Annotated in this window: 25 protein-coding genes and 2 pseudogenes; 17 read left to right on the top strand and 10 right to left on the bottom strand. The window is 41.3% G+C overall.

All coding sequences use genetic code 11. The features are described from left to right. The first annotated feature begins 142 nt into the window (after positions 1-142). Complete coding sequence (locus tag ACYTXL_RS09125; protein ID WP_461924443.1) at positions 143-1147, top strand: transaldolase; 1005 nt, start codon at positions 143-145, stop codon at positions 1145-1147. 112 nt (positions 1148-1259) lie between these two features. Here the strand turns inward: ACYTXL_RS09125 and ACYTXL_RS09120 are convergent. Both ACYTXL_RS09120 and ACYTXL_RS09115 read right to left on the bottom strand, forming a co-directional pair. Continuing rightward, positions 1260-1349, bottom strand: a pseudogene (locus ACYTXL_RS09120) (ABC transporter ATP-binding protein); the annotation flags it as partial. A 216-nt stretch (positions 1350-1565) separates the two neighbouring features. Further along, positions 1566-2702: a cob(I)yrinic acid a,c-diamide adenosyltransferase gene (locus ACYTXL_RS09115; RefSeq protein ID WP_334788102.1), complete on the bottom strand. Its 1137-nt coding sequence runs from the start codon at positions 2700-2702 to the stop codon at positions 1566-1568. 223 nt (positions 2703-2925) lie between these two features. Here ACYTXL_RS09115 and fraC point away from each other — a divergent pair, with 223 nt between their 5' ends. From fraC to ACYTXL_RS09095, 4 genes are all read left to right on the top strand, one after another. Next, entirely contained in the window at positions 2926-3465 is a 540-nt protein-coding gene (gene fraC / locus ACYTXL_RS09110) for a filament integrity protein FraC (RefSeq protein ID WP_461924442.1), read from the top strand. A gap of 64 nt (positions 3466-3529) precedes the next feature. Continuing rightward, positions 3530-4537 (top strand): septal junction protein FraD, encoded by a 1008-nt coding sequence (gene fraD, locus ACYTXL_RS09105; protein ID WP_461924441.1) that lies wholly within the window; start codon positions 3530-3532, stop codon positions 4535-4537. 173 nt (positions 4538-4710) lie between these two features. After that, entirely contained in the window at positions 4711-5490 is a 780-nt protein-coding gene (locus tag ACYTXL_RS09100; protein WP_461924440.1) for an ABC transporter permease, read from the top strand. 264 nt (positions 5491-5754) lie between these two features. Next, the gene (locus ACYTXL_RS09095) at positions 5755-6411 is read left to right on the top strand and encodes a pentapeptide repeat-containing protein (RefSeq protein WP_461924439.1); all 657 of its coding nucleotides are present in this window, start codon (positions 5755-5757) and stop codon (positions 6409-6411) included. Positions 6412-6661: 250 nt separating this feature from the next. On the opposite strand, the gene ACYTXL_RS09090 is transcribed toward ACYTXL_RS09095, so the two are convergent. Beyond that, entirely contained in the window at positions 6662-6790 is a 129-nt protein-coding gene (locus ACYTXL_RS09090; protein ID WP_461924438.1) for a hypothetical protein, read from the bottom strand. A gap of 118 nt (positions 6791-6908) precedes the next feature. On the opposite strand from ACYTXL_RS09090, the gene ACYTXL_RS09085 reads away from it, so the two are divergent. From ACYTXL_RS09085 to ACYTXL_RS09070, 4 genes are all read left to right on the top strand, one after another. Continuing rightward, a complete protein-coding gene (locus ACYTXL_RS09085) occupies positions 6909-7634 on the top strand; it encodes a pyridoxine 5'-phosphate synthase (RefSeq protein ID WP_461924437.1) in 726 nt (241 codons plus the stop codon). Between the two features lie 229 nt (positions 7635-7863). Continuing rightward, positions 7864-8583: a SnoaL-like polyketide cyclase gene (locus ACYTXL_RS09080; protein ID WP_461924436.1), complete on the top strand. Its 720-nt coding sequence runs from the start codon at positions 7864-7866 to the stop codon at positions 8581-8583. A 63-nt stretch (positions 8584-8646) separates the two neighbouring features. Beyond that, positions 8647-8976 (top strand): MgPME-cyclase complex family protein, encoded by a 330-nt coding sequence (locus tag ACYTXL_RS09075; RefSeq protein ID WP_461924435.1) that lies wholly within the window; start codon positions 8647-8649, stop codon positions 8974-8976. A gap of 213 nt (positions 8977-9189) precedes the next feature. After that, complete coding sequence (locus ACYTXL_RS09070; RefSeq protein ID WP_461924434.1) at positions 9190-9819, top strand: hypothetical protein; 630 nt, start codon at positions 9190-9192, stop codon at positions 9817-9819. A 689-nt stretch (positions 9820-10508) separates the two neighbouring features. Here ACYTXL_RS09070 and ACYTXL_RS09065 read toward each other — a convergent pair. The 3 genes from ACYTXL_RS09065 to folD form a co-directional block, all read right to left on the bottom strand. Continuing rightward, the gene (locus tag ACYTXL_RS09065) at positions 10509-10964 is read right to left on the bottom strand and encodes a divergent PAP2 family protein (RefSeq protein ID WP_461924433.1); all 456 of its coding nucleotides are present in this window, start codon (positions 10962-10964) and stop codon (positions 10509-10511) included. Between the two features lie 787 nt (positions 10965-11751). Next, a complete protein-coding gene (crtE, locus tag ACYTXL_RS09060) occupies positions 11752-12684 on the bottom strand; it encodes a geranylgeranyl diphosphate synthase CrtE (RefSeq protein ID WP_292794076.1) in 933 nt (310 codons plus the stop codon). Positions 12685-12866: 182 nt separating this feature from the next. Further along, positions 12867-13775, bottom strand: a complete 909-nt coding sequence (folD, locus tag ACYTXL_RS09055; protein ID WP_461924432.1) for a bifunctional methylenetetrahydrofolate dehydrogenase/methenyltetrahydrofolate cyclohydrolase FolD — start codon at positions 13773-13775, stop codon at positions 12867-12869. 299 nt (positions 13776-14074) lie between these two features. Between folD and ACYTXL_RS09050 the strand changes: the two genes are divergently transcribed. The 5 genes from ACYTXL_RS09050 to ACYTXL_RS09030 all read left to right on the top strand — a co-directional run bounded on the left by ACYTXL_RS09050 (position 14075) and on the right by ACYTXL_RS09030 (position 16767). Next, complete coding sequence (locus ACYTXL_RS09050) at positions 14075-14692, top strand: hypothetical protein (RefSeq protein ID WP_461924431.1); 618 nt, start codon at positions 14075-14077, stop codon at positions 14690-14692. 13 nt (positions 14693-14705) lie between these two features. Beyond that, positions 14706-15143 (top strand): NUDIX hydrolase, encoded by a 438-nt coding sequence (locus tag ACYTXL_RS09045; RefSeq protein ID WP_461924430.1) that lies wholly within the window; start codon positions 14706-14708, stop codon positions 15141-15143. Positions 15144-15237: 94 nt separating this feature from the next. Then, positions 15238-15408, top strand: coding sequence for a hypothetical protein (locus ACYTXL_RS09040; protein ID WP_461924429.1), 171 nt, complete (start codon positions 15238-15240; stop codon positions 15406-15408). 5 nt (positions 15409-15413) lie between these two features. Further along, positions 15414-15635, top strand: a complete 222-nt coding sequence (locus ACYTXL_RS09035) for a hypothetical protein (protein WP_461924428.1) — start codon at positions 15414-15416, stop codon at positions 15633-15635. Positions 15636-15663: 28 nt separating this feature from the next. Continuing rightward, the gene (locus ACYTXL_RS09030; protein ID WP_461924427.1) at positions 15664-16767 is read left to right on the top strand and encodes an AI-2E family transporter; all 1104 of its coding nucleotides are present in this window, start codon (positions 15664-15666) and stop codon (positions 16765-16767) included. A 52-nt stretch (positions 16768-16819) separates the two neighbouring features. Here the strand turns inward: ACYTXL_RS09030 and ACYTXL_RS09025 are convergent, their stop codons facing one another. Next, positions 16820-18289, bottom strand: a complete 1470-nt coding sequence (locus ACYTXL_RS09025; protein WP_461924450.1) for an ATP-binding protein — start codon at positions 18287-18289, stop codon at positions 16820-16822. Between the two features lie 280 nt (positions 18290-18569). Here ACYTXL_RS09025 and ACYTXL_RS09020 point away from each other — a divergent pair, with 280 nt between their 5' ends. From ACYTXL_RS09020 to ACYTXL_RS09010, 3 genes are all read left to right on the top strand, one after another. Further along, entirely contained in the window at positions 18570-20171 is a 1602-nt protein-coding gene (locus ACYTXL_RS09020) for an alkaline phosphatase D family protein (protein ID WP_461924426.1), read from the top strand. A gap of 168 nt (positions 20172-20339) precedes the next feature. Next, a complete protein-coding gene (locus ACYTXL_RS09015; protein ID WP_461924425.1) occupies positions 20340-21572 on the top strand; it encodes an AAA family ATPase in 1233 nt (410 codons plus the stop codon). Between the two features lie 8 nt (positions 21573-21580). Then, positions 21581-22102: a hypothetical protein gene (locus tag ACYTXL_RS09010; protein ID WP_461924424.1), complete on the top strand. Its 522-nt coding sequence runs from the start codon at positions 21581-21583 to the stop codon at positions 22100-22102. A gap of 18 nt (positions 22103-22120) precedes the next feature. On the opposite strand, the gene ACYTXL_RS09005 is transcribed toward ACYTXL_RS09010, so the two are convergent. From ACYTXL_RS09005 to apcB, 3 genes and pseudogenes are all read right to left on the bottom strand, one after another. Next, positions 22121-22939 carry a TlyA family RNA methyltransferase gene (locus ACYTXL_RS09005; protein ID WP_461924423.1) on the bottom strand — a complete coding sequence of 273 codons (819 nt, stop codon included), beginning with the start codon at positions 22937-22939 and terminating at the stop codon, positions 22121-22123. Further along, positions 22940-23290: pseudogene (locus ACYTXL_RS09000) on the bottom strand (DUF29 family protein). It lies immediately after the preceding gene. Positions 23291-23652: 362 nt separating this feature from the next. Beyond that, a complete protein-coding gene (gene apcB, locus ACYTXL_RS08995) occupies positions 23653-24162 on the bottom strand; it encodes an allophycocyanin subunit beta (protein ID WP_461924422.1) in 510 nt (169 codons plus the stop codon). Positions 24163-24427 lie beyond the last annotated feature (265 nt).

The following is a 24427-nucleotide window of genomic DNA, read 5'->3' as shown; positions in this document are numbered from 1 at the left end:
AGAATAAGGCTGTGGCTATGGATAATAAGCAAACTTGGGCAATGATTCCGAAAAATTGTCAGAATCAGAATTGAAGGAATAGTAAAGAGTGTAAAGAACTGGGGAATTAAGTAAATCCTAAACAAACATCACGGAGTATTTTATGTCTAAGAATTTACTGGAACAATTGCGGAAAATGACTGTTGTGGTCTCAGATACAGGGGATATTCAGGCAATTGAAAAGTTCAAACCCCAAGACGCCACCACCAATCCTTCTCTAATTACTGCTGCGGCGCAGATGCCGGAATATCAGGGAATTGTCGATCAAACTTTACTCCAGGCAAAGAAAGATGCTGGAGCCGGAGCTACCCAAGCACAGATAGTTTCTTTAGCTTTTGACAGTCTGGCAGTTGCCTTTGGATTAAAGATTTTACAAATCATTCCCGGTCGCGTGTCTACGGAAGTAGACGCTCGCTTGTCCTACGATACTGAAGCTACCCTGACTAAAGCACGGGAATTAATTGCTCAGTATAAGGCCGCCGGAATTGGCTGCGATCGCGTGTTAATTAAAATTGCCTCCACCTGGGAAGGGATTCGCGCTGCGGAAATTCTGGAGAAAGAAGGTATTCACTGTAACCTAACCTTGTTGTTTGGTCTGCATCAAGCGATCGCCTGTGCTGATGCTGGTGTCACTCTAATTTCTCCCTTCGTTGGTCGGATTCTCGACTGGCACAAAAAAGATACTGGACGCGATAGCTACCCAGCAGCCGAAGACCCAGGAGTTTTGTCTGTCACCAAAATCTACAACTACTACAAGAAGTTCGGCTATAAAACCGAAATTATGGGAGCTAGTTTCCGCAACATTGGTGAAATTACTGAACTTGCAGGTAGTGATCTGTTGACAATTTCCCCGGCACTTTTGGGTGAATTGCACGCAACGATTGGAGAACTGCCACGCAAACTCGACCCTGCCAAGGTAGCAAACTTGGAAATTGAAAAGATATCCGTTGACAAAGCTACCTATGACAAATTACACGCTGCTGACCGCATGGCAACTGACAAACTAGACGAGGGCATCAAAGGTTTCACCAAGGCGTTAGAAGACCTTGAGAAACTTTTGGCAGACCGACTAGTTCGCCTGGAAGCAGAGGTAGTAGCAACCCATTAGAATGTAAGGATAGTGATTATTTAATGGTTAGTGGTTACTAAAATAACCACTAACCATTAACAATTAGCTTAGTTGCATCAGCAGTCATCAATTATTTTTTTGATAAATATCGTCACTCAAACAATCGACCATCTTCTAAACAGAGAATCCGGTCGGCAATATCGAAAATGCGGTTATCATGAGTTACTATTAAAATTTCACAACGTTAGAACGTTTTAATACCTACAATAGGACTTTTAAAACATCCTCTGAGGGTTTGTGCTATGAGGTGCAAAGCAGTATGAGTGCCTGTGTTGCCCTGGCAAAGCTTTGGCTATTGGATAGCAAAATATTCTACTACCCAAAAGTAAAAATTCCCGCTACTGCGCCAGCATCAGTTATGAGTTCTTTCTTATTTCCCTTATGCCCAATGCCCGATTTAAAAATCTACCCCTCGTTTTAGTTCTACACCTTGATTAGCATAGTGTTTGTGGCAATAAACTTCTGAGTGGACGCTCGCCAAGTCAAAGTATGCGGGTGGATTTTGGCAGCGGCCAGTGATAATGATTTCGGTGTCGCGGGGTTTGCGGAGCAAAGCTTGAACAATGGGTTCAACGGGGAGTAGTTCTAAATCAACAGTGGGATTGAGTTCATCGAGAATAATAGTTTTATATAGTCCAGAGGCGATCGCAACTTTAGCGATTTCCCAACCCCGTTCCGCTTCTACGTAGTCTAATTCTTGCCGGGAATTGCGCCAGACGATCGCATCTCCACCACAGCGCTGATGATCCACCACTTCTGGATATGACTGCTGCAAGGCGGCGATCGCTGCGTCTTCTGTGTAACCACTACCACCTTTAAGCCACTGCATAATCAACACACGGGTAGATCCGGGATGATTGATTCCCCTACCAATCGCCTGCAAGGCTTTGCCTAAAGCACTAGTAGACTTGCCTTTCCCAGCACCAGTATAAATTTCAATCCCTTCAAGTAAGAGGGCTTTAGCTATTGGGTGGTGATGAGGTTTCATTTCTGAGTGCAAATCTGCAATATCGAGCAACTTTTGCGGCGCAGCGCGTCCGGTGGCAATGATTTCTAACTCTTGGGGTTTAGATTTTAATGCCTTAACCACTTCATCCACTGGTAGCAAACCTAAATCCAGAACAGGGTTAATTTCATCTAAGACGACAACCGAATATAAACCACTAGCGATCGCACCTTTAGCTACATCCCAACCCCGCGCGGCTTCCTCTCGGTCAAAGGTGGTAATTTCCTCATGCCCAAAAAATTCCGCTCTCCCAGTGCGAACCTGGTCAATTAAATGGGGAAAACCGCGCTGCAAAGCTGCGATCGCGCCATCTTCGTCATAATCACGTTCCGGACCCTTTAAAAACCGCAGCAGTAAAACGCGGTTAGAATTGCTAGGCATATTTATACCCAAGCCAATGGAACGCAAAACCACCCCCAAAGCCGCTTGTGACTTACCTTTACCCACGCCATCGTAGACGTGAATTTGACCAATGATCCGTTCTGGGCGCACTTGCGCCGTGCGAATACCGATACCGTTCCTTGTCATCTCTCGAAAAGCTATAACGTGGCAGTCTTTAATCTTACCTAACGTCTTGTACTCTCATCGGAAAAATTGCCTCTTTACCGCATCCGTACAAATATTAACAATATCAATAGATGAATACTGGCACAGCACCATAGTAAAGGATAAGAACAATAGGATAATTTCCCCCATCACCCTCACTATCCCAGTTATACTCACTACAGTTAACCCTTACCCTTGACCATTTATGCCTGAAAATTGGATGCTTCCCAGGATTTTTCCCATTGGTGGAATTCTATTTGACTTTTTATTTGTACTGATTGCTATTCCCGTCGAAGCATCTGTTTTGCACTCTCGGCTAAAATTTGACAAGAAATCCAGTACTTTTTATGCCATTTCTATCAATCTGTTTTCTAGTGTAATTGGTTGGTTGATATTTTTTGTATCAGAACCACTGTTGCCGATACAGATGAAATCAGAATTAATTAATTATATGTTTTTTAATAATTTTAAATCACCAACGACACAAACTTTAGTGATATTAACTGCCTTCATAATTTTCTTTGCTACTTTTTTAACTAAATTTTTCGCTTTAAGAATATTATTACTATTATTAAATGAATCAGTTGCTAAAAAGGAAGAGGAGCCGGAAATATATCAACGGCGGCGACCCCGTGGTTTTAGCAATATTAAATTACAAAGTACCAATTTACTTACTACTACATTAATAGCAAATTCTCTGAGTTATAGTGTGATCACAATTCTTTTATTGTTTCGCTCAAAATAGCCAGAATTGACTTGTTTAATTCCCAGAAAAAATAGTGATTGATTAATTAGGTGTAGGGAGGAATATGAATACGCTATTTAAAGATGTATTTGGAGTTTTTAAATTTGCTGAAGGGCTTTATGCAGGAATTAGAAAGGTATTAGTTCCACCCAAAGCTTATTCTTGGCAAACATTTATTTATCTGAGTGTTTTTTCTTGGGTACTTTCATATTTTGCTACAAGCTATATCAAAGACGTAATTGCCTTTTTCGGCTGGTTATTTTTAATTGCCGGTACAGCTTGGTATACAACTGAAGATCCTTTGAGGGTTCCTGGTACTTTTATGCCAGTCGGGGCAGTAATTACTGGATTTTTAGTGAGTGTTTTTGCATTCGGAAATCAAGAGGATGTAATTACGCCAAGAACAATCGTTTTTTGGCCGACAATTTCAGCACTAATTACGGCAATACCAGAATTTATTGAAGGAAATGATACCGATGCTAAAGCTCGCATTCCTAAGCCACACGACCGCCAAAGAATCATAATTTTAGTTGCTAGTAGTATGCTGCTAAGTTGCTGGATTCAGTTTTATTTTGTAATGGATAATTGGTTAGGACAATATCCCAGTTTGCAAGCAGATACTTTTCAACGTAGTACCTTTGTTGTCAGAAGAGAACAAGCAGTAAAAATTCCCCAAAACGGCGTTATAATTATAGAGAAACTTCAACCAATAGTAGTAGAGCAAATAACCCAAAGACCTTGGTCAGAAGTAGAGAAATGGTTGCTAGATGCGAAACAGCATGTAGGAACTCTGGGTAGGGAAATAATTAAAATCAACCTCGATAAATATGAAGAGAAGGATCTATGGCGCATTGAACCGCGTGTAGCTAATACTAAGTCTGGATATATATTAGATTTATTAAGTATTTGGATAGGTCCAAGTTCTAATCCACGGGGCTATTACTTGAAAAAATCTTGTCGCATTGAACCAGTTGCAGCAACCAATAATTCCGGGAATAAGATTACAGTTGCAGAAATTGAATGCGATCGCGCCACTAAATTTATTGCTGGCTCACCGCCTCCGCAGCAGTGAGGAGTGGGCTTGCCGTGAGCGTAGCCGAATGGGAGACAAGGAGGACAAGGAAAATCATAAATCAGCACTTACGCAAATAATAGCTGAAACCCTGATTTTCTTCTTAGGCGCAATTTCTGAATTGCCCCTGATCGTGTTTAGTTTTGCATAAGTCCTAAAATGAAAAATGAAAAATGAATATTAACAGAATTTTTGTATTGGCAAAGAATGTGTTTCAGGAAGTGGTACGCGAGCGCATCCTATATATTATCGGTTTTTATGCGCTAATACTCGCCATTGCCTTCCGCGTTCTTCCTGAATTTGCAGCTACGACTGAAGACAAAATGTTTTTAGACTTTGGGATGGCGGCGATGAATGCCATCGGCTTAATTGTGACGATATTTGTTGGTACGGGACTGGTTAATAAAGAAATTGAAAAACGCACTATCTTGATGTTAATTGCTAAACCTGTCAGCCGCAGCGAAATTATCGTCGGCAAATACTTGGGTTTATCCGCAATCCTAGCTGTACTTGTCGCCATGATGACAGCACTTTATCTAGTATTTCTGCAATTTGGTAACATTCCTCATCCAACGACGAGCATTCTAATTGCGGCAATTTTCTTATTTATTCAATTATCATTAATCACCTCTGTAGCTATAACCTTCAGTGTTTTTACTGCTTCCTTGTTAGCGACTGTTTTAACCTTTGCGATATATTTAATCGGAAATATTACTCAAGATTTAGTACAACTTGGGCGGATTAGCCACAACCCTGGTATGGAACGTCTAACTCAAGGTTTGTTTCTCATCTTGCCAGATTTATCCCGATTAGATTTGAAAAATGATGCAGTTTATGGTCTGCAAGCATTACCTGACACAACTGCACTAATTACAAATGCTGGCTATGGCTTACTTTATAGTGTGATGTTGTTAGCGATCGCTATTTTGATCTTTTCACAACGCGAATTTTAACGATTGAACATTGGGCATTAAAAGAGGAGAGGAGCAAACAGAAAGTTTTTGCCTCCTAACTTCTGTTGTATGAATATTTCCTGACCTATGTCAGCATTTTTTGTTTTAAAAACCACTTCAAAAGCCTATTTGCAGGTGATTGGCGATTTGTTGGGAATTTATTTTTGATTATTTACTGAGTTGATCTCCATTTGGGGTGTACTCTCAATATACGGTAACTACCACACATTACTTTGAGATAAATTACACCCAGAGGTGAATACCATGAAAAATTATGCTGATAAGCAAGAATTTGTATTAAGTCAAATCACAAATAAATATTTTCAGCGCCGAGATTTTAGTGGATGTGACTTGAGTGGAATTGACCTAAAAGGAATTGATTTAAGTGGTGTTAACTTCATAGGAGCGGATTTACGTGGTGCAAATCTGTTTGGCTGTGTCCTGACTCGTGCAAATTTAAGTGGCGCAAATTTAATGGAAGCTAGCTTATGTGAAGCTAATTTGTATGAAGCCTCTTTGTGTGAAGCCAATTTGATTAATGCTGATTTAACACGAGCAAATTTGTGTGGAAGTTTTTTATGGCGGGTGAAATTCACAGGTAGTAATCTTTGGGGCGCTTCTTTGTGTGATGTGGATTTGAGAGAAGCAGACCTAAGTAAAGCTAAATTAATTGAAGCATCCCTGATTGAAGCTAACTTAAGTTTTGCAAATCTCGCCGGAGCAAAGCTATGTGGAGCAAAATTACTAGAAGCTAATTTGACTCAGGCCAACTTAACTGGTGCAGACCTGACATGGGCAAATTTAACCAAGGCAAACTTGAATAAGGCAAACCTTTGGGAGACAAAGCTGATTTATGCGAAGTTTCGGGATACTATCATGCCTGATGGCACAATTAAGCAACCTCAGATAGTGATTTATTAGTCAGGAGTCAGTTTTGGTCTTACTTTTCACTTTTATTGGGAAAATCTCACTTTCATTCCTCTCCTAAAAGGGGCTACCGTGTATACACAAGTCTCTCTTGAAGTAATTTACAGTTTATCAAATAGCCTAAAGAAACCTCACCCTGGTTTTGCTACGCAAAACCTGTCCCTCTCCTTACTAAGGAGAGGGATGTCTGTCAGGATAGGGTGAGGTTTTTGTTTTGTGTAATTCGATGACTGTACGTTAAATATCAATTGGGCATTCGCACTTTGGCGGGCAATATTATCAGGCGATCGCTGCAACCAGATAATGGAAAAATATAATTCCGGGTAATTTTATCTGCGATCGCCTCTTCAGGATCGGTAGGGGGTATAATCACTGCGGGAGTAAAGATTCAAACTAGCAAAGAAGTGCCAAAAAATTGGCGTATACATTTCCGGTAAAATATTTCCGGTAAAATTAAGTTCTGAGGACTGTGGATTCGGGAGAAATTTAGGGTGCCTACACTTGGGGTTAACATTGATCACATCGCCACCATCCGGCAAGCACGGCGGACGGTGGAACCAGACCCCGTGGCGGCGGCGGTGCTGGCAGAATTAGGGGGTGCAGATGGGATTACGGTGCATCTGCGCGAAGATCGGCGGCATATTCAAGACAGGGATGTGCTACTCTTGCGGCAAACAGTGCGATCGCATCTTAATTTAGAAATGGCCGCTACAGATGAAATGCTAGCGATCGCTCTCGATATCAAACCAGATTATGTGACTTTAGTCCCCGAAAAGCGCGAAGAAGTCACAACAGAAGGCGGACTAGATATTAGCGGGCAAATTGCTAGAATAGGTGAGATAGTCGATAAATTGCAAAGTGCTAGCATTCCAGTTAGTTTATTTATTGACGCAGACCGATCACAAATCGAAGCATCTGTCAAGGTGAAGGCGCGGTTTATTGAATTGCACACCGGACAATATGCAGAGGCTAAGGATGAAACAAATCGCCAGCGAGAATTAGCGATATTAGCTAAAGGGTGTAAACAAGCGATTCAAGCTGGATTGCGAGTCAACGCCGGTCATGGACTCACCTACTGGAACGTCTATCCGGTGGCTGCGCTTCCAGGCATGGAAGAACTCAACATTGGTCATACTATCATCAGTCGGGCTGCATTAGTAGGTATGGAAAGGGCAGTCCGCGAGATGAAACAAGTTATAAGAGGGAATGGGGCATAGGGCACTTGTACTGAGCGAAGTCGAAGTATTGGGCACTTGTACTAACTTGTACTGACTTGTACTGAGCGAAGTCGAAGTAGCGAAGTCGAAGTAGCGAAGTCGAAGTATTGGGCATGGGTCATTTCCCTTGTCCCCCTCATCCCCCTGATCTCCCCACTCCCTTAAACTTAAGAGGGGTTGTCACTGCGAAATCTAGAAATTGGGATTAAAATCTTCAGCAAAAACTTCTATGAGCGCAACACAATCTAACAACCTGCCGCTTTGGGTACAGGATCGGGATAAGGTGATAGCAGAAAGCACTGATGTCGAGTGGCGCTATCAGACACCGCCTGATTATTCCCGTTCAAAAGAGAATCTCGCCCAAGAAAGTATCCACAATCACCTTGAAGGTACACTGGAAGCGATCGCGCAAAACTTGGTGCGAACCTTAGAGATGGAGGTATCCTTCAAAGCTAACCCGCAAGAGTGGTTATCTATTGTGAATGATAAGTTTCGCGTGAGTACCAACGGCGGACTAGAGTACACCGCAGCAGATTTATCAGCGCAAGGTACTTACAATTTATTTATGGCTGATTCAGAACACTACAAGGCTTCAGAAGAAAGCTTTGAATCATCTGCAAAAGTCTTCCACACAACATTTCCCCAAGGATTTCCTTGGGAAGTGGTAGAAGTTTTCTCAGGGCCACCAAATGTGACATTCAAGTGGCGGCATTGGGGACATTTTAACGGAGAATACAAAGATTATGCACCAACTGGAGAGACAATAGAAATTATCGGCATGAGCATTGCAAAAGTTAGCGATGACTTGAAAATCATTTCCTTAGAACACTATTTTGACAATAGTCTGTTCTTGGAAAAGCTCACATCTGGTGGCAAACAGACAATTGCTGAAAACCAGAAAAGTGGTTGTCCGTTCAGCTCTTGGTTCAAGAAATCCCACAAAAGTTAGTTTGTAAGGGTACAGTGCAGTACTGTGCCCTGAAATTATTCACATAGCAACTCAAGGATGAAAATGCAAACATACTATTACGTTTTGGCTAGTCAACGTTTTCTGATTCAAGAAGAACCGATACAGGAAGTTCTCAAAGAACGTACCCGTCACTACCACGAACAAGAAAAACAAATAGATTTTTGGTTAGTTGAGCAACCAGCTTTCTTGGAAACACCGCAGTTTACAGAACTAAAGGTGAAGTGTCCCCAACCAGCAGTAGCGATTATTTCCACTAATCCCCAATTTATTACTTGGTTAAAACTGCGTTTAGAGTACGTCATCACTGGTGAATTTCAGGCTCCTTCTGAGACAATACCGGACGCTTTGGCATCGCTTGCTACTGTTTCCTAATCTGGGCATTGGGCATTGGGTTATTCCCCTTGTCCCCACTCCCCAATTTTATTTTTGAGGAACAAAATATATTTTTTGACACTCCTTTAATCCCCATACTGAAGTAGCTAGGTTTCAGCTTTTTTCTTATAAAATCTTCTAGGACACCTTGATTTACATAATCTAACTTTTGTGCATAGATTTCATACTTTACCAAGTGTTTTAAGATTAGCGATGTCTACAACGAGCTTCGCTTACGCAGGGTTAATTGGTGGCATGAGTTCTGTCTTTGCCCAACAAGCCATTCCCGTTTGTCAACCACCAAATGTAGGTGAGTATCTTTTATTAGTAGTCAGTCCCACAGCAAATAATCAGAAGCAGTTGCGTAGTGCCTTACCGTCTGAACTTAAGACCATCACCTGCAAATATCTCAACGAAACTGTGACGCGTGTAGGAGACTTTAACAAAATTGATGATGCCAATCGTTGGGCGAGATATGTCAGCAATATTGTTGGCTTGTCTGCTATAATTACCACTCGACCAACAACCCCAGATGTTCAGGCACACTCACAGCCACAGCCACCTCAGCAGACAGTTAGCTATAATCCTCAAGCCTTAGGAGAGGGTTATGCAGTCCTGGTAGATTATTACAACCGTCCCGAACTAGTAAATAGTGTGCAACAACTAGTGGGAGGTAATGTAGGTTTTGTTTCTTATGGACAACGCCCTTACTTGTTAGCAGTTTATACCACCAACCAAACTGAAGCATACAACACATTGCAGAAGCTGAACAATGGTGGTTTTATTGCCAGTATAGTAGATAGTCGGAAGGTAATTATGCTGCGGTCAACTGTGCGGTTCTAGTGATATTAAGTTTGCTGGAATACTGATGCGATGCGATCTATCAGGGTGATAAGCTAATAGGCATTTAAGTTGCATAATAACAGGGCTGTTCGCGAAGCGTTCCCGTAGGGTAGCCCTTACTACAAGCGAATCATTCTGGAAAAATGAATGACGATTACCTTAATTTGTCAATTGACCGAATTTTAGATTTTAAATTTTGAATCCAAAATTTAAAAAGGTTTCAAGTGAACCTATATAATCGCTCTGCGAGAAGCAAGTTATCTGGAACAAATCTTTTCATCCTCAAGAAAAAGAATTTTTTCACGGGGTAAATCTAAAATCGTTCGACTGAAGGCTCACGACAAGTCCAAAATCCAAAATTTGTTGACAAATTACCAGTTATATCAGGTTCGGTTAAACACTTATAATATCTGTAGGTTGGGGAGCCACTGCGTTGGGCGGTTCTGCCGACTTGTACTCCTTCGGAGAACCCGCGGGGTAGCAAGTGGCGTTTGAGGAACAAAACCCAACATTTGATCCTTGTTTATGTTGGGTTTCACTGCCGTTTAAACGCCACTTTGCTCAAGTCGGGAAACCCGCCCACACAAGTGGCTCCCCAACCTACATGGATAGATTTTATTATAAGTAATCACCTGAACTTGATATTACTAATATCAATAGCCACTAAAATAAAGATTCATTGTCCTAGCTTAATAAGCAGACCTAGCTAACCAATAGATAGTTATACCCAGAGCTGACCCGGCGATTACCTGAACTGGTGTATGTCCGAGTAATTCCTTTAGACGGTCTTGACTAAAGTCTGGTTTTTCATCAAATAATTCGTCAATCATTTGATTGAGGATACGAGCTTGCTTACCGGCTGCTTGGCGAACTCCGGCTGCATCATACATGACGATGATCGCAAAAATTATTGCAACGGCAAAATCAGGAGATGCCCAACCCAGTTTTTGCCCTACACCAGCCGCTAGAGCTGTAACCAGAGCTGAATGGGCACTGGGCATACCTCCTGTTGTCACCAAAACACGCACATTCAGTTTACGATTTTTGATGATCTCGATTACGAGCTTTAGTGCTTGAGCAATTAAACAAGCTACCAAAGCAACCAACAGCACCCGGTTGTCTAAAATGTTGCCTATGTCCTGCATGGTATTTTGGTTAAGTTATTGACACTCTCAGCTCTAAAGAAGCTGAGATTCTTAGTTCAACGACATACCTTAAAATTGTCCATCCTTGCGGCAATATTTAAACCTGATACCCGTTCAATAGAACAAAGTGCCGAGTCTAATTTAAACAACCCCAGGTGGCTCTATCTCCCTAAGCGTTAGAGAATCGTTTCTCTAGTTCCCGTATGCCCTACGGTACTTTGTGCAATGAATAAATATAATAGTGTTGTTTTCTGGTATGGGTGCGCGTTGGCTACTAAGGCTATGTTTATTCGTGGTGTTCGCCACCCACTATCCATTATTGTTTACTAGGGCATCGTTTGGGAGTCCTTACCCATGTGTGCTAGCGGTTATTCTACCTGTGGCATTATCCTATTATAACCTCGAATGTTCGTACCAAAAATCAATTCTCAATGCGGTTAAAGCCGTGGTCAGTAAGCTTGTCGAACTGCACGAGTCGCTTAATTTGGGCACGCTTGGTCACTGAAGCTCTAAGCTTATCGGCTAGCCTGTAAATATTAGCAGCAGTTGTTGGTTGAGGAAACATTTAGATTCAACCCAAAATCCCAAATTAACCTAATATATCACGTTGGAAACAGACCAATTATTCAAAATAGCCAAAAAGCTTATTTGATAAGCTTTTTGAATTTTAAATTTTGAATTCCGTTGGGCGGTAGTACTACAGCAAAGTGTAAATAAACCACCCATTCCAAATCAATGAAACCCTTGCGGTCTAATAATTGCGAATTCCCAATTTCGCAAAGCAGCACTAGTTATTGCGGCTGGTAATAAAATGAGCGATCGCTTGGAGTGGTTTGCTTCTCTCTCCAAATGGTTCTAATTCCACACAAGCTGCTTTAACTAGCTCTTGGGCTTTTGAGCGCGATTCCTCAAGCCCCCAAAGGCTGGGATAGGTAACTTTCTTGGCTTTTTGGTCTTTACCGGCTGTTTTGCCTAATTGCTCTTGAGTAGCAGTGATATCCAGAATATCATCGATGATTTGGAATGCTAGCCCAATATTTTGAGCATAACGAGTCAGTCGCTGCACATCTTCAGGTGATGCCCCAGTTATGATCCCCCCACAAACTACGCAAGCTTCCAAAAGAGCGGCTGTTTTGTGCTTATGAATGAAATTTAGTGTTTCTAGGGAAATATCTGATTTCCCTTCCGACTCTAAATCGACAACTTGACCGCCGACTAAACCAGCTGCCCCCAGTGCCCGACCAAGACGGGCAATTACCTGCAAGACTAGCTCTCTGTTGACGCTTTGGGGGGTTTGAATGGCAACAAACTCAAAAGCAAGAGCCAATAAGCCATCCCCAGCCAAAATCGCCACATCTTCGCCATAGACTTTATGATTCGTCAGCTTTCCACGACGGTAATCGTCATTATCCATCGCTGGGAGGTCGTCATGAATCAACGACATTGTGTGGATCATCTCCACAGCACAAGCCGTTGGCATGGCCATTTCGATGGTTCCACCCATCATTTCACAGGTAGCAAGGCAAAGAATGGGACGTACACGCTTGCCTCCAGCTAATAACGAGTAGCGCATCGCCTCATAAATCTTTTCTGGATAAATGATCGGGATAGCCTGATCCAAAGCAGTATCACAAAGCTTTTGTCGCTCTTTCAGATAGACTGCTAAGTTAAGCGTGGCTTCCTCTGGTGGTGTCTTTTGAACGTTATCAGTTGCTACCATTCTTAAATTCCTGACATTTTGGGATTTTTGTCTTATACGTGACAATTTTAAGGTGCTGTGGGGCTGAAAAAATGAATAGTTAGGAATTAGGAATTAGGAGTTTGGAGTTTGGAGAGACGCGATTAATCGCGTCTGTACAGGAGTTTGGAGTTAGGAGTTAATAACTCTTAATTTTTAACTCATCACTCATCACTCCTCACTCCTAACTCTTTTTCTTCTCTCGCCGCCCTGGAATAGCTGGCAAATGTATTCTGCAACAATATGGCGACAGTCATCGGGCCAACACCACCAGGAACGGGGGTGATAAATCCTGCTACATCGGCGGTTGATTCAAAGTGGACATCGCCAATTAAGCGACTCTTGCCACTAGCATCGGTGACGCGATTCATCCCTACATCTACCACAACAGCGCCCGGTTTCACCATGTCAGCAGTGATCAGTCCGGGACGACCTACTGCTGCAATTAGAATATCAGCATTTTGGGTGATGGTTTTGAGGTCATGCGATCGCGAGTGAGCGATCGTAACTGTGGCATCAGCTTCTAATAGCATCAGCGCCATAGGTTTACCCACCAAAATACTGCGTCCCACCACTACTGCCTGTTTTCCCTGCAAGGTAATCTCATATTCTTGTAAGAGTCGCATCACACCAGCCGGGGTGCAGCTGCGTAAACCGATTTCTCCCCGGACTAGTCGCCCCAAGTTGACTGGGTGCAATCCATCAGCATCTTTATTGGGATCAATTTGATTTAGCAGAGTCACAGCATCCAAGTGGTTAGGTAAAGGCAGCTGCACAAGAATGCCATCCACACGTTCATCGTGGTTTAGTACTGCGATCGCCTCTTCTAACTCCCCAAGGGTAGTTTGGGTGGGAAAATGCTTTCCAAAAGAGGCAATACCAACTTTAGCGCAGGCTTTTTCTTTATTACGTACATAAGCCGCTGATGCTGGATTATCGCCAACCATCAGCACTGCTAAACCAGGGGGTCGTCCAATTTTTGGTTGTAATTGTGTAATGGCAACAGAAAGTTCTTGCTGAATTTTTGCAGCTATTGCTTTACCATCAATGAGTTTGGCAGTTTTTGTTTCCATGAGAATTCCCAGCTATATTCGCCTTTTATCAAAACTCAGCCGCTTCTGGTCTAGGCGGAGTCTACAGTCCAAAATCTAGAGTGAAAATATTGATTCTTGAATCTTGACTTTTAACTATTATTGTGTATCTGTTTGAGGTTGTAGCGTTTTTCTCACGGTAAATCCATAATGTTTATTTTCTCAGATCAACGACGTTATCTGAAGAATATAAAGATAAACGATGAAATCGGAACATTTTTTGCTCAGTTGAGAGCGTGTTTCTGCAACCGAAGAAAACATTATAAATGGGAACTGACTTAATGAAACTGGCGACAAAGCAAACAATCACACAAAAATTGGCTCAATCGGTGGCTTTTATCAAACCTGACTTTTCAGATCATGGGGAAAAGAAGAGGCGAAATCTAACCCAAGAGTCCCCAACCCTTGTAGGGAATCGGGAAAATTCAAAGCCTCCTTCCTGCAAGAAGAGAGGTTTTCCAGATCCGGTGAAAAGTCAGTTTACCGAACAAGGGAGAAATTTGTTCCTTTCGTTCTTCTACGGACACAAAATTCTTGCTTACCGCCTGGGGTTAATTTTTTTCTTGGTGGTGGGACTTTGTAGTTGTGGTAGTTTGCCTCCGTCTGGCTTGAATGGGGTTAACTTAAAAATTGGCACCAATGTCACCCCAATTCGAGAAATTAAACCCAAACTAGACAATCAGGCTATAGTTTACATCCAAGGTCAGGTAGAAAAGCAAGCTCCTCTGATGAAGCAGTGGGCTTATCAAATTAATGACTCGACTGGCAAAATTTGGGTTGTCACGAATCAAAAGAATCTGGCCGAGGGAGCGCAAGTAGTGATTAAGGGTAAAGTTCGCTACCGAAGTATCCCCTTAGCTGGTAAAGAATTGGGGGAAGTTTATCTAGAAGAAGAGTAATCAATAATTAAAAATGAACAATCAACCGGTGCATGTAGCGATCGCAATTCTCTACCAAAAAAACAAGTTTCTCATGCAACTGCGCGACAACATCCCCGGTATTCTCTATCCTGGTTACTGGGCACTATTTGGCGGTCATATCGAACCGGGTGAAACACCAGAGGTAGCAGTGAAGCGAGAAATTTTAGAAGAAATCGGCTATAATCTACCACCATTTGTTGAATTTGGCTATTATCCCGGCGAAAGAGTTGTCCGCCATGTCTTTCATGCACCACTCTTGGTGGAATTAAATCAACTGGTTTTGAATGAAGGCTGGGATATGGGGTTATTGACGCCAGAAGATATTCACCAAGGTAACTGTTATTCCCAAAAAGCTGGCGAAGTGCGACCTTTGGGAAGTGTGCATCAGCGAATTATATTGGATTTTATCGAGACAAATCAACAAGCCTAATCAAAGAAAATCACTGGTTGCTAAACGGGTATTAGTTGCCCAGTTTGAAGTAGTGTGGAAAATATAGATATGGCAATAGATATGAGAACCAACTATGACTGAAGCAAAATCTAATCGTATAGTATGCCGGGGGAGAATCTTCCCACAAATTCAGTGGACTCAACAACAGAAAGCCCAATGGAAACCTGAACGCGAAGCATTTAAAGAGTGCTGCCAACCAATTTTTTATCAGGTACAACAGTCATTAATTAAAACTCATATTTAGGAAAAGTGCGAATTGATGGAGAAAATTTTGATATTCCTGTGCATGTGGGACAAGGATTAACAGAAAGTTTTGCTTGGTCGCCAACGGTTAAAAAATCGACGCTTAGTAGTGGATCTACCATCCAAGGTGTTAATGCTGGGATAATAGTTAAGCAACTTTGCCTGATACCGTTGCATTACTTACTGCAACCACTACGATTATTCCCCAGTCCCCAGAAGCCAAAATAAAGTTATAACTCTTGTGGAGTCATCACTAATGCAATCAGCAAACAAACTACCGCGATGGTTAACTATAGGATTGGCGTTTCCTATTGCCATTCTCAATGGCTGGCTATTGCTCCAAGTTGTACAGTATTTTCAACCCTTGGTGAGTATTATTGCCGCCGCCATCTTACTGGCTTTTGTCTTGAACTATCCAATCCAGTTTCTCCAGGAACAAGGAGTAAAACACAACCTAGCTATCGGAGGAGTGTTACTTTTGACTGTGGTGGTTTTAGGAGCTTTAGGCATCACCTTGGTTCCCCTGATTATCCAACAGCTCGTAGAGCTAGCTAATATTTTGCCCAGTTGGATTGATTCTGGTACTGTGCAGCTGCAAGCTTTCCAAGATTGGGCATTAAGTCAACAACAGCTTCCGATTAATTTAAGTGGTTTATTTACCCAAGTTCTGGAACGATTATCTAACCAACTTCAGTCCTTTACTGGTAGAATTCTTGGTTTTGCCGTTGATACCATTGGTATTGTCCTTAACGTCCTGCTGGCGGTAGTACTAACTATCTATTTAATATTGAACGGTGAACGTCTTTGGGACGGAATTTTTCAGTGGTTTCCCCTTAACATTGGGTCAAAAGTACGGGAATTACTGCGAGAGGATTTCCACAATTATTTTATCGGTCAAGCAACATTGGGAGCTGTGTTAGGGGTAACAATTACACTAGCGTTTTTGGCGCTGCAAGTTCCCTTGGCTCTACTTTTTGGCATCGGTATTGGTTTGTTTTCTCTCTTTCCCTTTGGTACAGGGGTAGGTATAGCTATAGTAAGTTTGTTGGTAGCATTGCAAAACTTTTGGTTAGGAGTTGAAGTCTTAGGTGTAGCTGTTGCAATCGACCAAGTTAATTCTAATTTTGTTGCACCTCGAATTCTTGGTAATTTGACTGGATTAAATCCCGTGTGGGTAGTGATTTCTTTGCTGTTGGGAGCAAAGTTGGGAGGAGTGCTGGGTTTGTTAATTGCGATCCCTATTGCCAGTTTTATCAAGGACATAACAGATAGCTGGCGGGCTGGAGAGTTTAAGAAGATAGATGATATCGAGTCAGAACCTGTTAGGGTCATTAGTGAGAAAGCAGGAACTTATAGTTAAAGTTCAATATGTAAGTGAAGGAAAACGCTTATTGCTGGTTTTTCGGAACTTGTTAAGAATTAAGTTGAAGTGGAATTTTAATAATAAACTCAGTCCCTTTGCCAACGCTTGATATGCATTGCAGTTGACCACCGTGTTTTTCTACAACAATTTGATAGCTGATAGATAGACCTAATCCAGTTCCTTTACCAACGGGTTTAGTGGTAAAAAATGGATTAAACAACTGCTTTTGGATACTCTCTGGAATTCCTGGGCCATTATCGGAAATGCGAATAATTACTTGCTTTTCATCAGTGAGTTCAGTATGAATGCAAATTTTTGCTTTATCCTTTTGCCATGATGGATGACTAATGACCTTTACGGGTTCGCCAGTCACATCATGGGGGAAACCCCCATCGCTTTTAGCGTCTCCCCAACTCTTGGAGACGCTGCGCGAAGGGAGAAGACCGTGCTGGCTCACTAATGACTCTTGTATGGCATCAATAGCATTCGCCAAAATATTCATAAATACCTGATTGAGTAACCCAGCGTAGCACTCAACTTGAGGAAGTTCACCGTATTCCTTAATTATGTTTATGCTTTCACCGATTTGGTGATTTTGAAGGCGACTTTGTAAAATTACCAAAGTACTATCAATACCTTCATGGATATCAACTAATTTTTTATCAGGTTCATCAAGACGGGAAAAATTTCGTAAGGAAAGAATGATTTGCTTGATTCGCTCAGTACCAACTTCCATAGAGGTGAGAAGACGGGGGAGATCGGTGGTTAAAAAATCCAGTTCAATTTGTGCGATCGCAGTTTCAATTTCCGCTTCTGGTTTAGGATAATATTGTTGGTACAATCTAATCAGATTGAGTAAATTTTGACTGTATTGGATGGCGTAGACAATATTGCCACCAATAAAGTTGATGGGATTATTAATTTCGTGGGCAATACCAGCAACTAGTTGTCCTAATGCAGCCATTTTTTCACTCTGGACTAATCGCATATAGTTCTGTTGAAGATCACGAAACCCTGTTTTAGCGACTCTGGATTGTTCCTCGACCTGCTGTAGTTCAACAAGTGTTAAAACATGAATTTGGGAGTGGGCTAAGAGTAATTCATGAAAATCGACGAGCTTATATTTTCCAGAGGTAGTTTTAACTAAAATTGGCTCATAAGCAATTTCAGGTGCTCGTTCCAAACTTGCCTGAGTCGCATTGACAATGAGCATATCCTCAGAAAGTGGTAACATCTCTAGAGGGAAAAACTTGTAGAGAATTCTAATCGGTCTTATAGAAAATAGTGCCAGACTATAAGGATGGCTCATATACTCAAAGAATTTCCGCCGCGAAACCATCCCCGCATATTGTTGATTATTATTCAGTATAATTCCCGGCAATAAAGGCTCTTGGTTAAAAAGCATAGCTAAATCATTGCCTGGGCGATCTATTTCAATCTGAACCTGCCAAAAGGGTAATTCTTCCAAAGTTGACTCTAATCGCAAGTTCGACTCATTAGCATTTGTCATGTCACCCATAGTCGGCATACTCTCAAACCTTGACTCCTGAGGTAATATTTCTGGTAACATCCTGAATATCCGTCTCGATAATTTAAAAATTCATCAATAGTTACAAACTTATGTTTCCCAGATTGCTACCCAAAATTCACAGTGTAGATGTGAGAATCTTAACTATTTTAGCAAATCCAATATTTTAACGGTTTTTTAATCATTAGATAATCTAACTTTTACTTATTGTAATAACAGAACGTGCTAAATACTTATCCTGTACTACTTCTTAAGCTTGCCATTATTTAGCATGGAATCTAATCGCTCATTGAAGCTAAACCGCCGCCAGTTTTTGCTGCGTTCAACTATCACCGCAGGTGGGATTATTGCCACAAATCTGGGATCGAAATCACAAGTTTTTGCTCAAGCACCTGGAATTATCACTTCTGATAAAATGCGTCCTGGTATACCTTATGGTGTAGCTAGCGGAGATATCTGCAACGATAGCATTGTCATTTGGAGTCGGAGCGATCGCGCTGCCAAAATGATTGTAGAATATTCTACCAGCGAATCTTTTAAAAATGTGCAGCGAGTTGTGGGGCCGAATGCTTTAAAAAATAGCGACTTTACAGCCCGACTTTATCTGAGGAATTTACCACCAGACCAAAAATTATTTTATCGGGTAATCTTCCAAGATTTAGATTATCAAGGCACCTACAGCGCTCCTGTTTATGGCACTTTCCGAACTCCCTCCAAATCTGGGCGAGATGTATTCTTTGTTTGGGGTGGAGACACTGCCGGTCAGGGATGGGGGATTAATCCTGAGTTCGGTGGGATGAAAATTTACGAAAGTATGCGTCAACTTAATCCCGACTTTTTCATCCATTCTGGCGATAATATTTATGCTGATGGGCCAATTCAATCAGAAGTAACTTTAGACGACGGCACTATTTGGAAAAACATCACTACACCCGAAAAATCCAAAGTAGCAGAGACTCTCACAGAATTTCGTGGCAACTATATTTACAATTTGCTGGATGAAAACATCAAGCGTTTCAACGCTGAAGTTCCCATATTGGCACAGTGGGACGACCACGAAACAAGAAACAACTGGTATCCTGGGCAAATTATCCTCAACGATGATCGTTATACAGTCAAGGATGTTAACTTGCTAGCCGAAAGGTCAAGACAAGCGTTTTTAGAATATCTACCTATTGGATATACAACCGATAATCCAGACAAAACGAGAATTTATCGCTCCTTTAAGCATGGGCCATTACTAGACATTTTAATGCTGGATGAGCGCACCTATCGGGGGCCAAATAGCCCCAATAATCAGCCAGTACCAAGTCAAAAAACAGATTTTTTGAGTAAAATACAAGTGCAATGGTTGAAAAAGCAATTGCTCTCATCAAAAGCAACATGGAAAGTAATTGCTAGTGATATGCCTTTGGGGTTGATAGTTAAAGACGGTACCACGGACTTTGAAGCTTGGGCTAACGGAAATGGCCCAACTTTAGGAAGAGAACTAGAACTTGCCGATTTACTACGATTTATCAAAAACAAGAACATCAAGAATGTTGTTTGGTTAACTGCTGATGTACATTACGCAGCAGCCCATTATTACGACCCCTCAAAAGCGCAGTTTAGAGACTTCAAGCCTTTTTGGGAGTTTGTCGCCGGGCCTCTTAACTCTGGCACATTTGGACCAAACGAATTGGATAATACCTTTGGGCCACAATTAATATTTCAAAGCCTTCCTCCAGGTACAAAAGCAAATCGACCGCCAAGCGAAGGTTTGCAATTCTTTGGAGGAGTCAAGATTAATGCTAATACAAAGGTGATGACGGTAACACTGCGTAACTTGGTAGGTAAAACTCTTTACAGTGTAGATTTGCCGCCAGAAGCATAAATCTGTCAAAGCGCAGTGAAATTGAGCCAGTTAGATAGAGTAATTACGCAATTTTTTACTCTGTCTGCTGGCTTTGTTGTTTTTGCTGAGATGTTGAAGGATGAAAAACCTTGTGCGATCGCTACTGTTAGGAGCTAAATTTAAGTAAGTAGAGTTTTGGAGTTGATCGTGCTTAAACAACTCATCTTAGAAAACTGGAAAAGTTTCCGTTACGCCGAGCTTCCACTTGACCCGTTAACTGTTGTGATTGGGACAAATGCAAGTGGTAAGTCTAATATGATTGAAGCTTTGGAATTTTTACAAAGAATTGGACGAGGTGAGAATATTGAAACGGCGCTAGCAGGAGATAAAACGCTTACTTCTATTCGAGGTGGTGTAGAATGGGCAGCACTTAAACCAGAAACTAAATTTACACTCAACGTGTTAGTAAACGGAAAGTATGCTAAAGCTGATTACCTCTACACTATTACTGTGGAAACTAAACCGCATACGCTGCTTTTAGATGAGTCTTTAATCCTAATTAAACATAGCTTGAATAATGAAGAACCATATCAAGAAAAATTATTTCAAACAGATAACCCATCCTTTCATACTCCCAGCATTACTGTAAACTTCTATGATACAAGTATTATAAAATCACAAGAGTTTAGGCGCAATCGGTCTATACTGAGCCAGTTGATAGGACTTTCTATGAAAATGGTTGAAGCAATTAATGTTGTTTCTCAAAGTCTAGAAAATATATTTATCTTGGACTCTATTCCCTCTAAGATACAGGATTATTCACCACTATCTGACAGGTTGGAAAGTGATGGCTCTAACATTGCTGGTGTCTTAGCAGCATTAACTGAAGACCGAAAAAATGAAGTAGAATTAACTCTATCTCACTACATCAAATATTTACCAGAAAGGGATATTCAAAAAGTATGGGCAGAACCAGTTGGTAGACTTAACACTGATGCAATGCTTTACTGTGAAGAAGAATGGAAACCTGGAGAGATAAGACTGATAGATGCTAAAATTATGTCAGATGGAACTCTCAGCTTTCTAGCAATACTCACAGCATTACTCACTCAACCTGAAGGTAGTCAACTAGTAATTGAAGAAATAGATAACAGGCTGCATCCCTCGCGTGCAGAATTGCTGGTAAGAATATTACGAGAGATTGGCAGCAAAAGAAAAATCGATATTTTACTAACTACCCATAACCCAGCTTTGCTTGATGCTTTAGGCCCAGAGATAGTTCCTTTTGTAGTTGTAGCACACCGCGATTCTGAAACTGGAGAAAGCAAACTTACTCTTTTAGAAGATATTGATAATTTTTCTAAGTTATTCGCATCATATTCTTTGGGTGATATGACAACTAAGGGTGCAATTGAAAGAAGCCTTTCTCATAATGAATAGTTACTAATATGAGAAAGGTGCTACTCATTGATACATCACTTTTATGCGTTTGGTTACAAGTTCCAGGTAGAGAAACTGCTGGTAATAATGAATGGGATTTTGATCGTGTAAATCAGAAAATTCAAGCAGAAATCGCCAAATTAACAACGCTGGTACTTCCTTTAGCTAGTGTTATTGAAACAGGTAATCACATTGCACAAGCTAAAACAGCAAATTCAGAAAGTAAACGTATAACCGCTCAAAAATTTGCCGAAATCATAACTTATGCAGCCGATGAAACAACACCTTGGGCTAAGTTTCGTGAGCAAATTGTTCTTTGGGAAGAGGAAAAATTGAAAGAGTTAGCGGCTAAATTCCCTAATCAAGCTGTAGAAAAGACTTCTATGGGTGATGCTAGTATTGTAGTCTTGGGTTGGCATTATCACCAAAAGGGTTTCCATGTAGAGTTTCTGACTGATGATGACAAGCTAAAATCACACGAACCACCTCCGCCACTTCCACCTAAACGCCGAAGCGATCGCACCAAATAAAATATCCTTAACCAACGTTTAACTCTTGCGTAAATCAGTTGTTGCTTCTAAAGTTATTTGCTTAATCGCCTCTAAATCAAGTAGTGGTGTTTCACTTTCCATTCCCAACCACAAAAGATATTCAATATTCCCAGCAGGGCCAGTGATTGGCGACCAAGTTAAGCCTTTGTATTTCCATCCTAATTCCTGAGCTGCTTGTAACACTTGGAAAATAGCATCAGCTTGGTCATTTGGATCACGCACAACCCCTTTTTTACCCACACGCGATCTACCAACTTCAAACTGTGGCTTGACTAACAACACAGCTTCCCGATTAGCTTGAGTTAATTGCCACAAAGCAGGCAGAATCTTCGTTAAAGAAATAAATGATACATCGACCACCGCCAAATCAGGAATCGCCTCATCCTCGCCATATAACTCATCTGGTCGTAGTTGTCGTAAATTGGTGCGTTCCCGCAAAATCACCCGCGAATCATTTCGTAACCGCCAGTCAACTTGCCCATAACCGACATCAATACCGTAAACTTGTTTCGCTCCAGCTTGCAAGAGACAATCAGTAAAACCACCAGTAGAAATCCCACCATCTATACAAATGCGCTCTGCTACGGGAATGGCAAATACTGACAAAGCTTTGGAGAGTTTTTCACCGCCTCTAGAAACAAAAGGCGATCGCACCTTAATATTTATTTGAGCCGAAATATCAACTTCTGTACCAGCTTTATCGACTAATTGCTGATTAACAGTTACTTCCCCCGCCTGAATTAGCCGTTGTGCTAACGCGCGAGAAGAACATAAATTTAACTCTACTAATAATGTATCAAGTCGCTGTTTAGCCAATTAACTAGACTCTCCTGGTAAGATTAAAGCCAAAGCACGATTGATGATTTCTTCTCGGTTAACGAGCTTTTCTAATTCTTCTAGCTCATAACGACCTTCTTCTACTTCAAGCGTTGCCTGATCAATGGCATTTAAATAGGCTTCTGCTAAGATTTATAACAATTCTTCCGGCGTGAGATAATAGCCCACTCTTTGACATCGCTTATTTTCGCGTTGAATTTCCAGAACCGAATTCCGAATTGAGACTTCCCAAGAGCGAGTCGTGCGATTTTCAGCTTGTTGTTTAATCAGATGCAACAGCAAAATCACTGCATAGCTACGAATTGTCTTGATTATGTCATTTCGGCTCATTTCTGTTTATTCTTCAACTATAATCAATGCTCCTTCAACATCGCCTTTAACAAGCAAGTCTTTCAAACTTAATAATTCTTCCATAATCAGCGCCTCAAACATCGGCAACTTCTATTGTGCCTCTATAAGATAAGCTAATGCGTTTAATTTATGAGCGATCGCATTCCTTAGCCAGTCTAATTCAACTGTCCAGTTTACAATAAACGCTAGAGGAGTTTTTCTTTCCTAACCAGTGGTTTAAGACTACGGAAGATTTATTATGCCATTACGACAACCGTCAACGCCTGGTAGGGTTCATAAAAAAGCGATCGCTCCCTAAAATCAAAGTGCGATCGCTATATTTTATACTTGTTGTTGAATGACTAAATATCCTGTTCGCTCAACTCGCGTGTAATGTGATCAAATGGCTCATCCACAAAAGCAGTATTAACCACACCTGCGGCTGTTACTTGCTCCTTAATCAGATCCTTGAGAATCTGGATACCGCGAACCGTCGGACCAATCGGCACTCCTAGAGAATTGTAAGTTTCTCGCAGCCCTTGCAGCACACGCTCATCTAAGACATTTGTGTTCCCAGCAACCAGCGCATAGGTGGCGTAGCGCAGGTAGTAGTCCATATCCCGCAGACAAGCCGCATAACGACGAGTTGTATAGGAATTTCCACCAGGACGAATCAATTCTGGCAGTTCTTCAAATAACTTTAAACCAGCTTGCTTGACAAGTGCAGCCGCATTAGAATTTATCGCGGCCGCCGCTTGTATTCTTGCTGTACCACTGTCAAAGTAAGACTTCAGGCTATCGATCGCATTCCGGTCAAAATACTGACCAGCTAGGTCATAATTCTTAATTAAACTTGTTACTGCATCGCGCATTCCTTTTTCTCCCAATCCTTGCTATTTATGGTTTGATATTTATTTGGCTGCACTAATGCAGCAGTAAATTTTTGTGCTATTTAAAATAGATTTGGCACAAAAACAATTTATCCACTATTTAAGGATTTTATGCCAAAGTTGACCCCTGATGTCAGGAACTTTCCAGTTTTGTACAGATGATCGCCGAAAGGTTAATATAACCTGATAATCCAGATATCTGTAACATAAGCTACAAAATCCGCTAATGTCTAGTATTTAAGATATT

The organism is Nostoc sp. (assembly GCF_054880495.1).
This window is presented reverse-complemented; position numbering and strand designations above follow the sequence as displayed.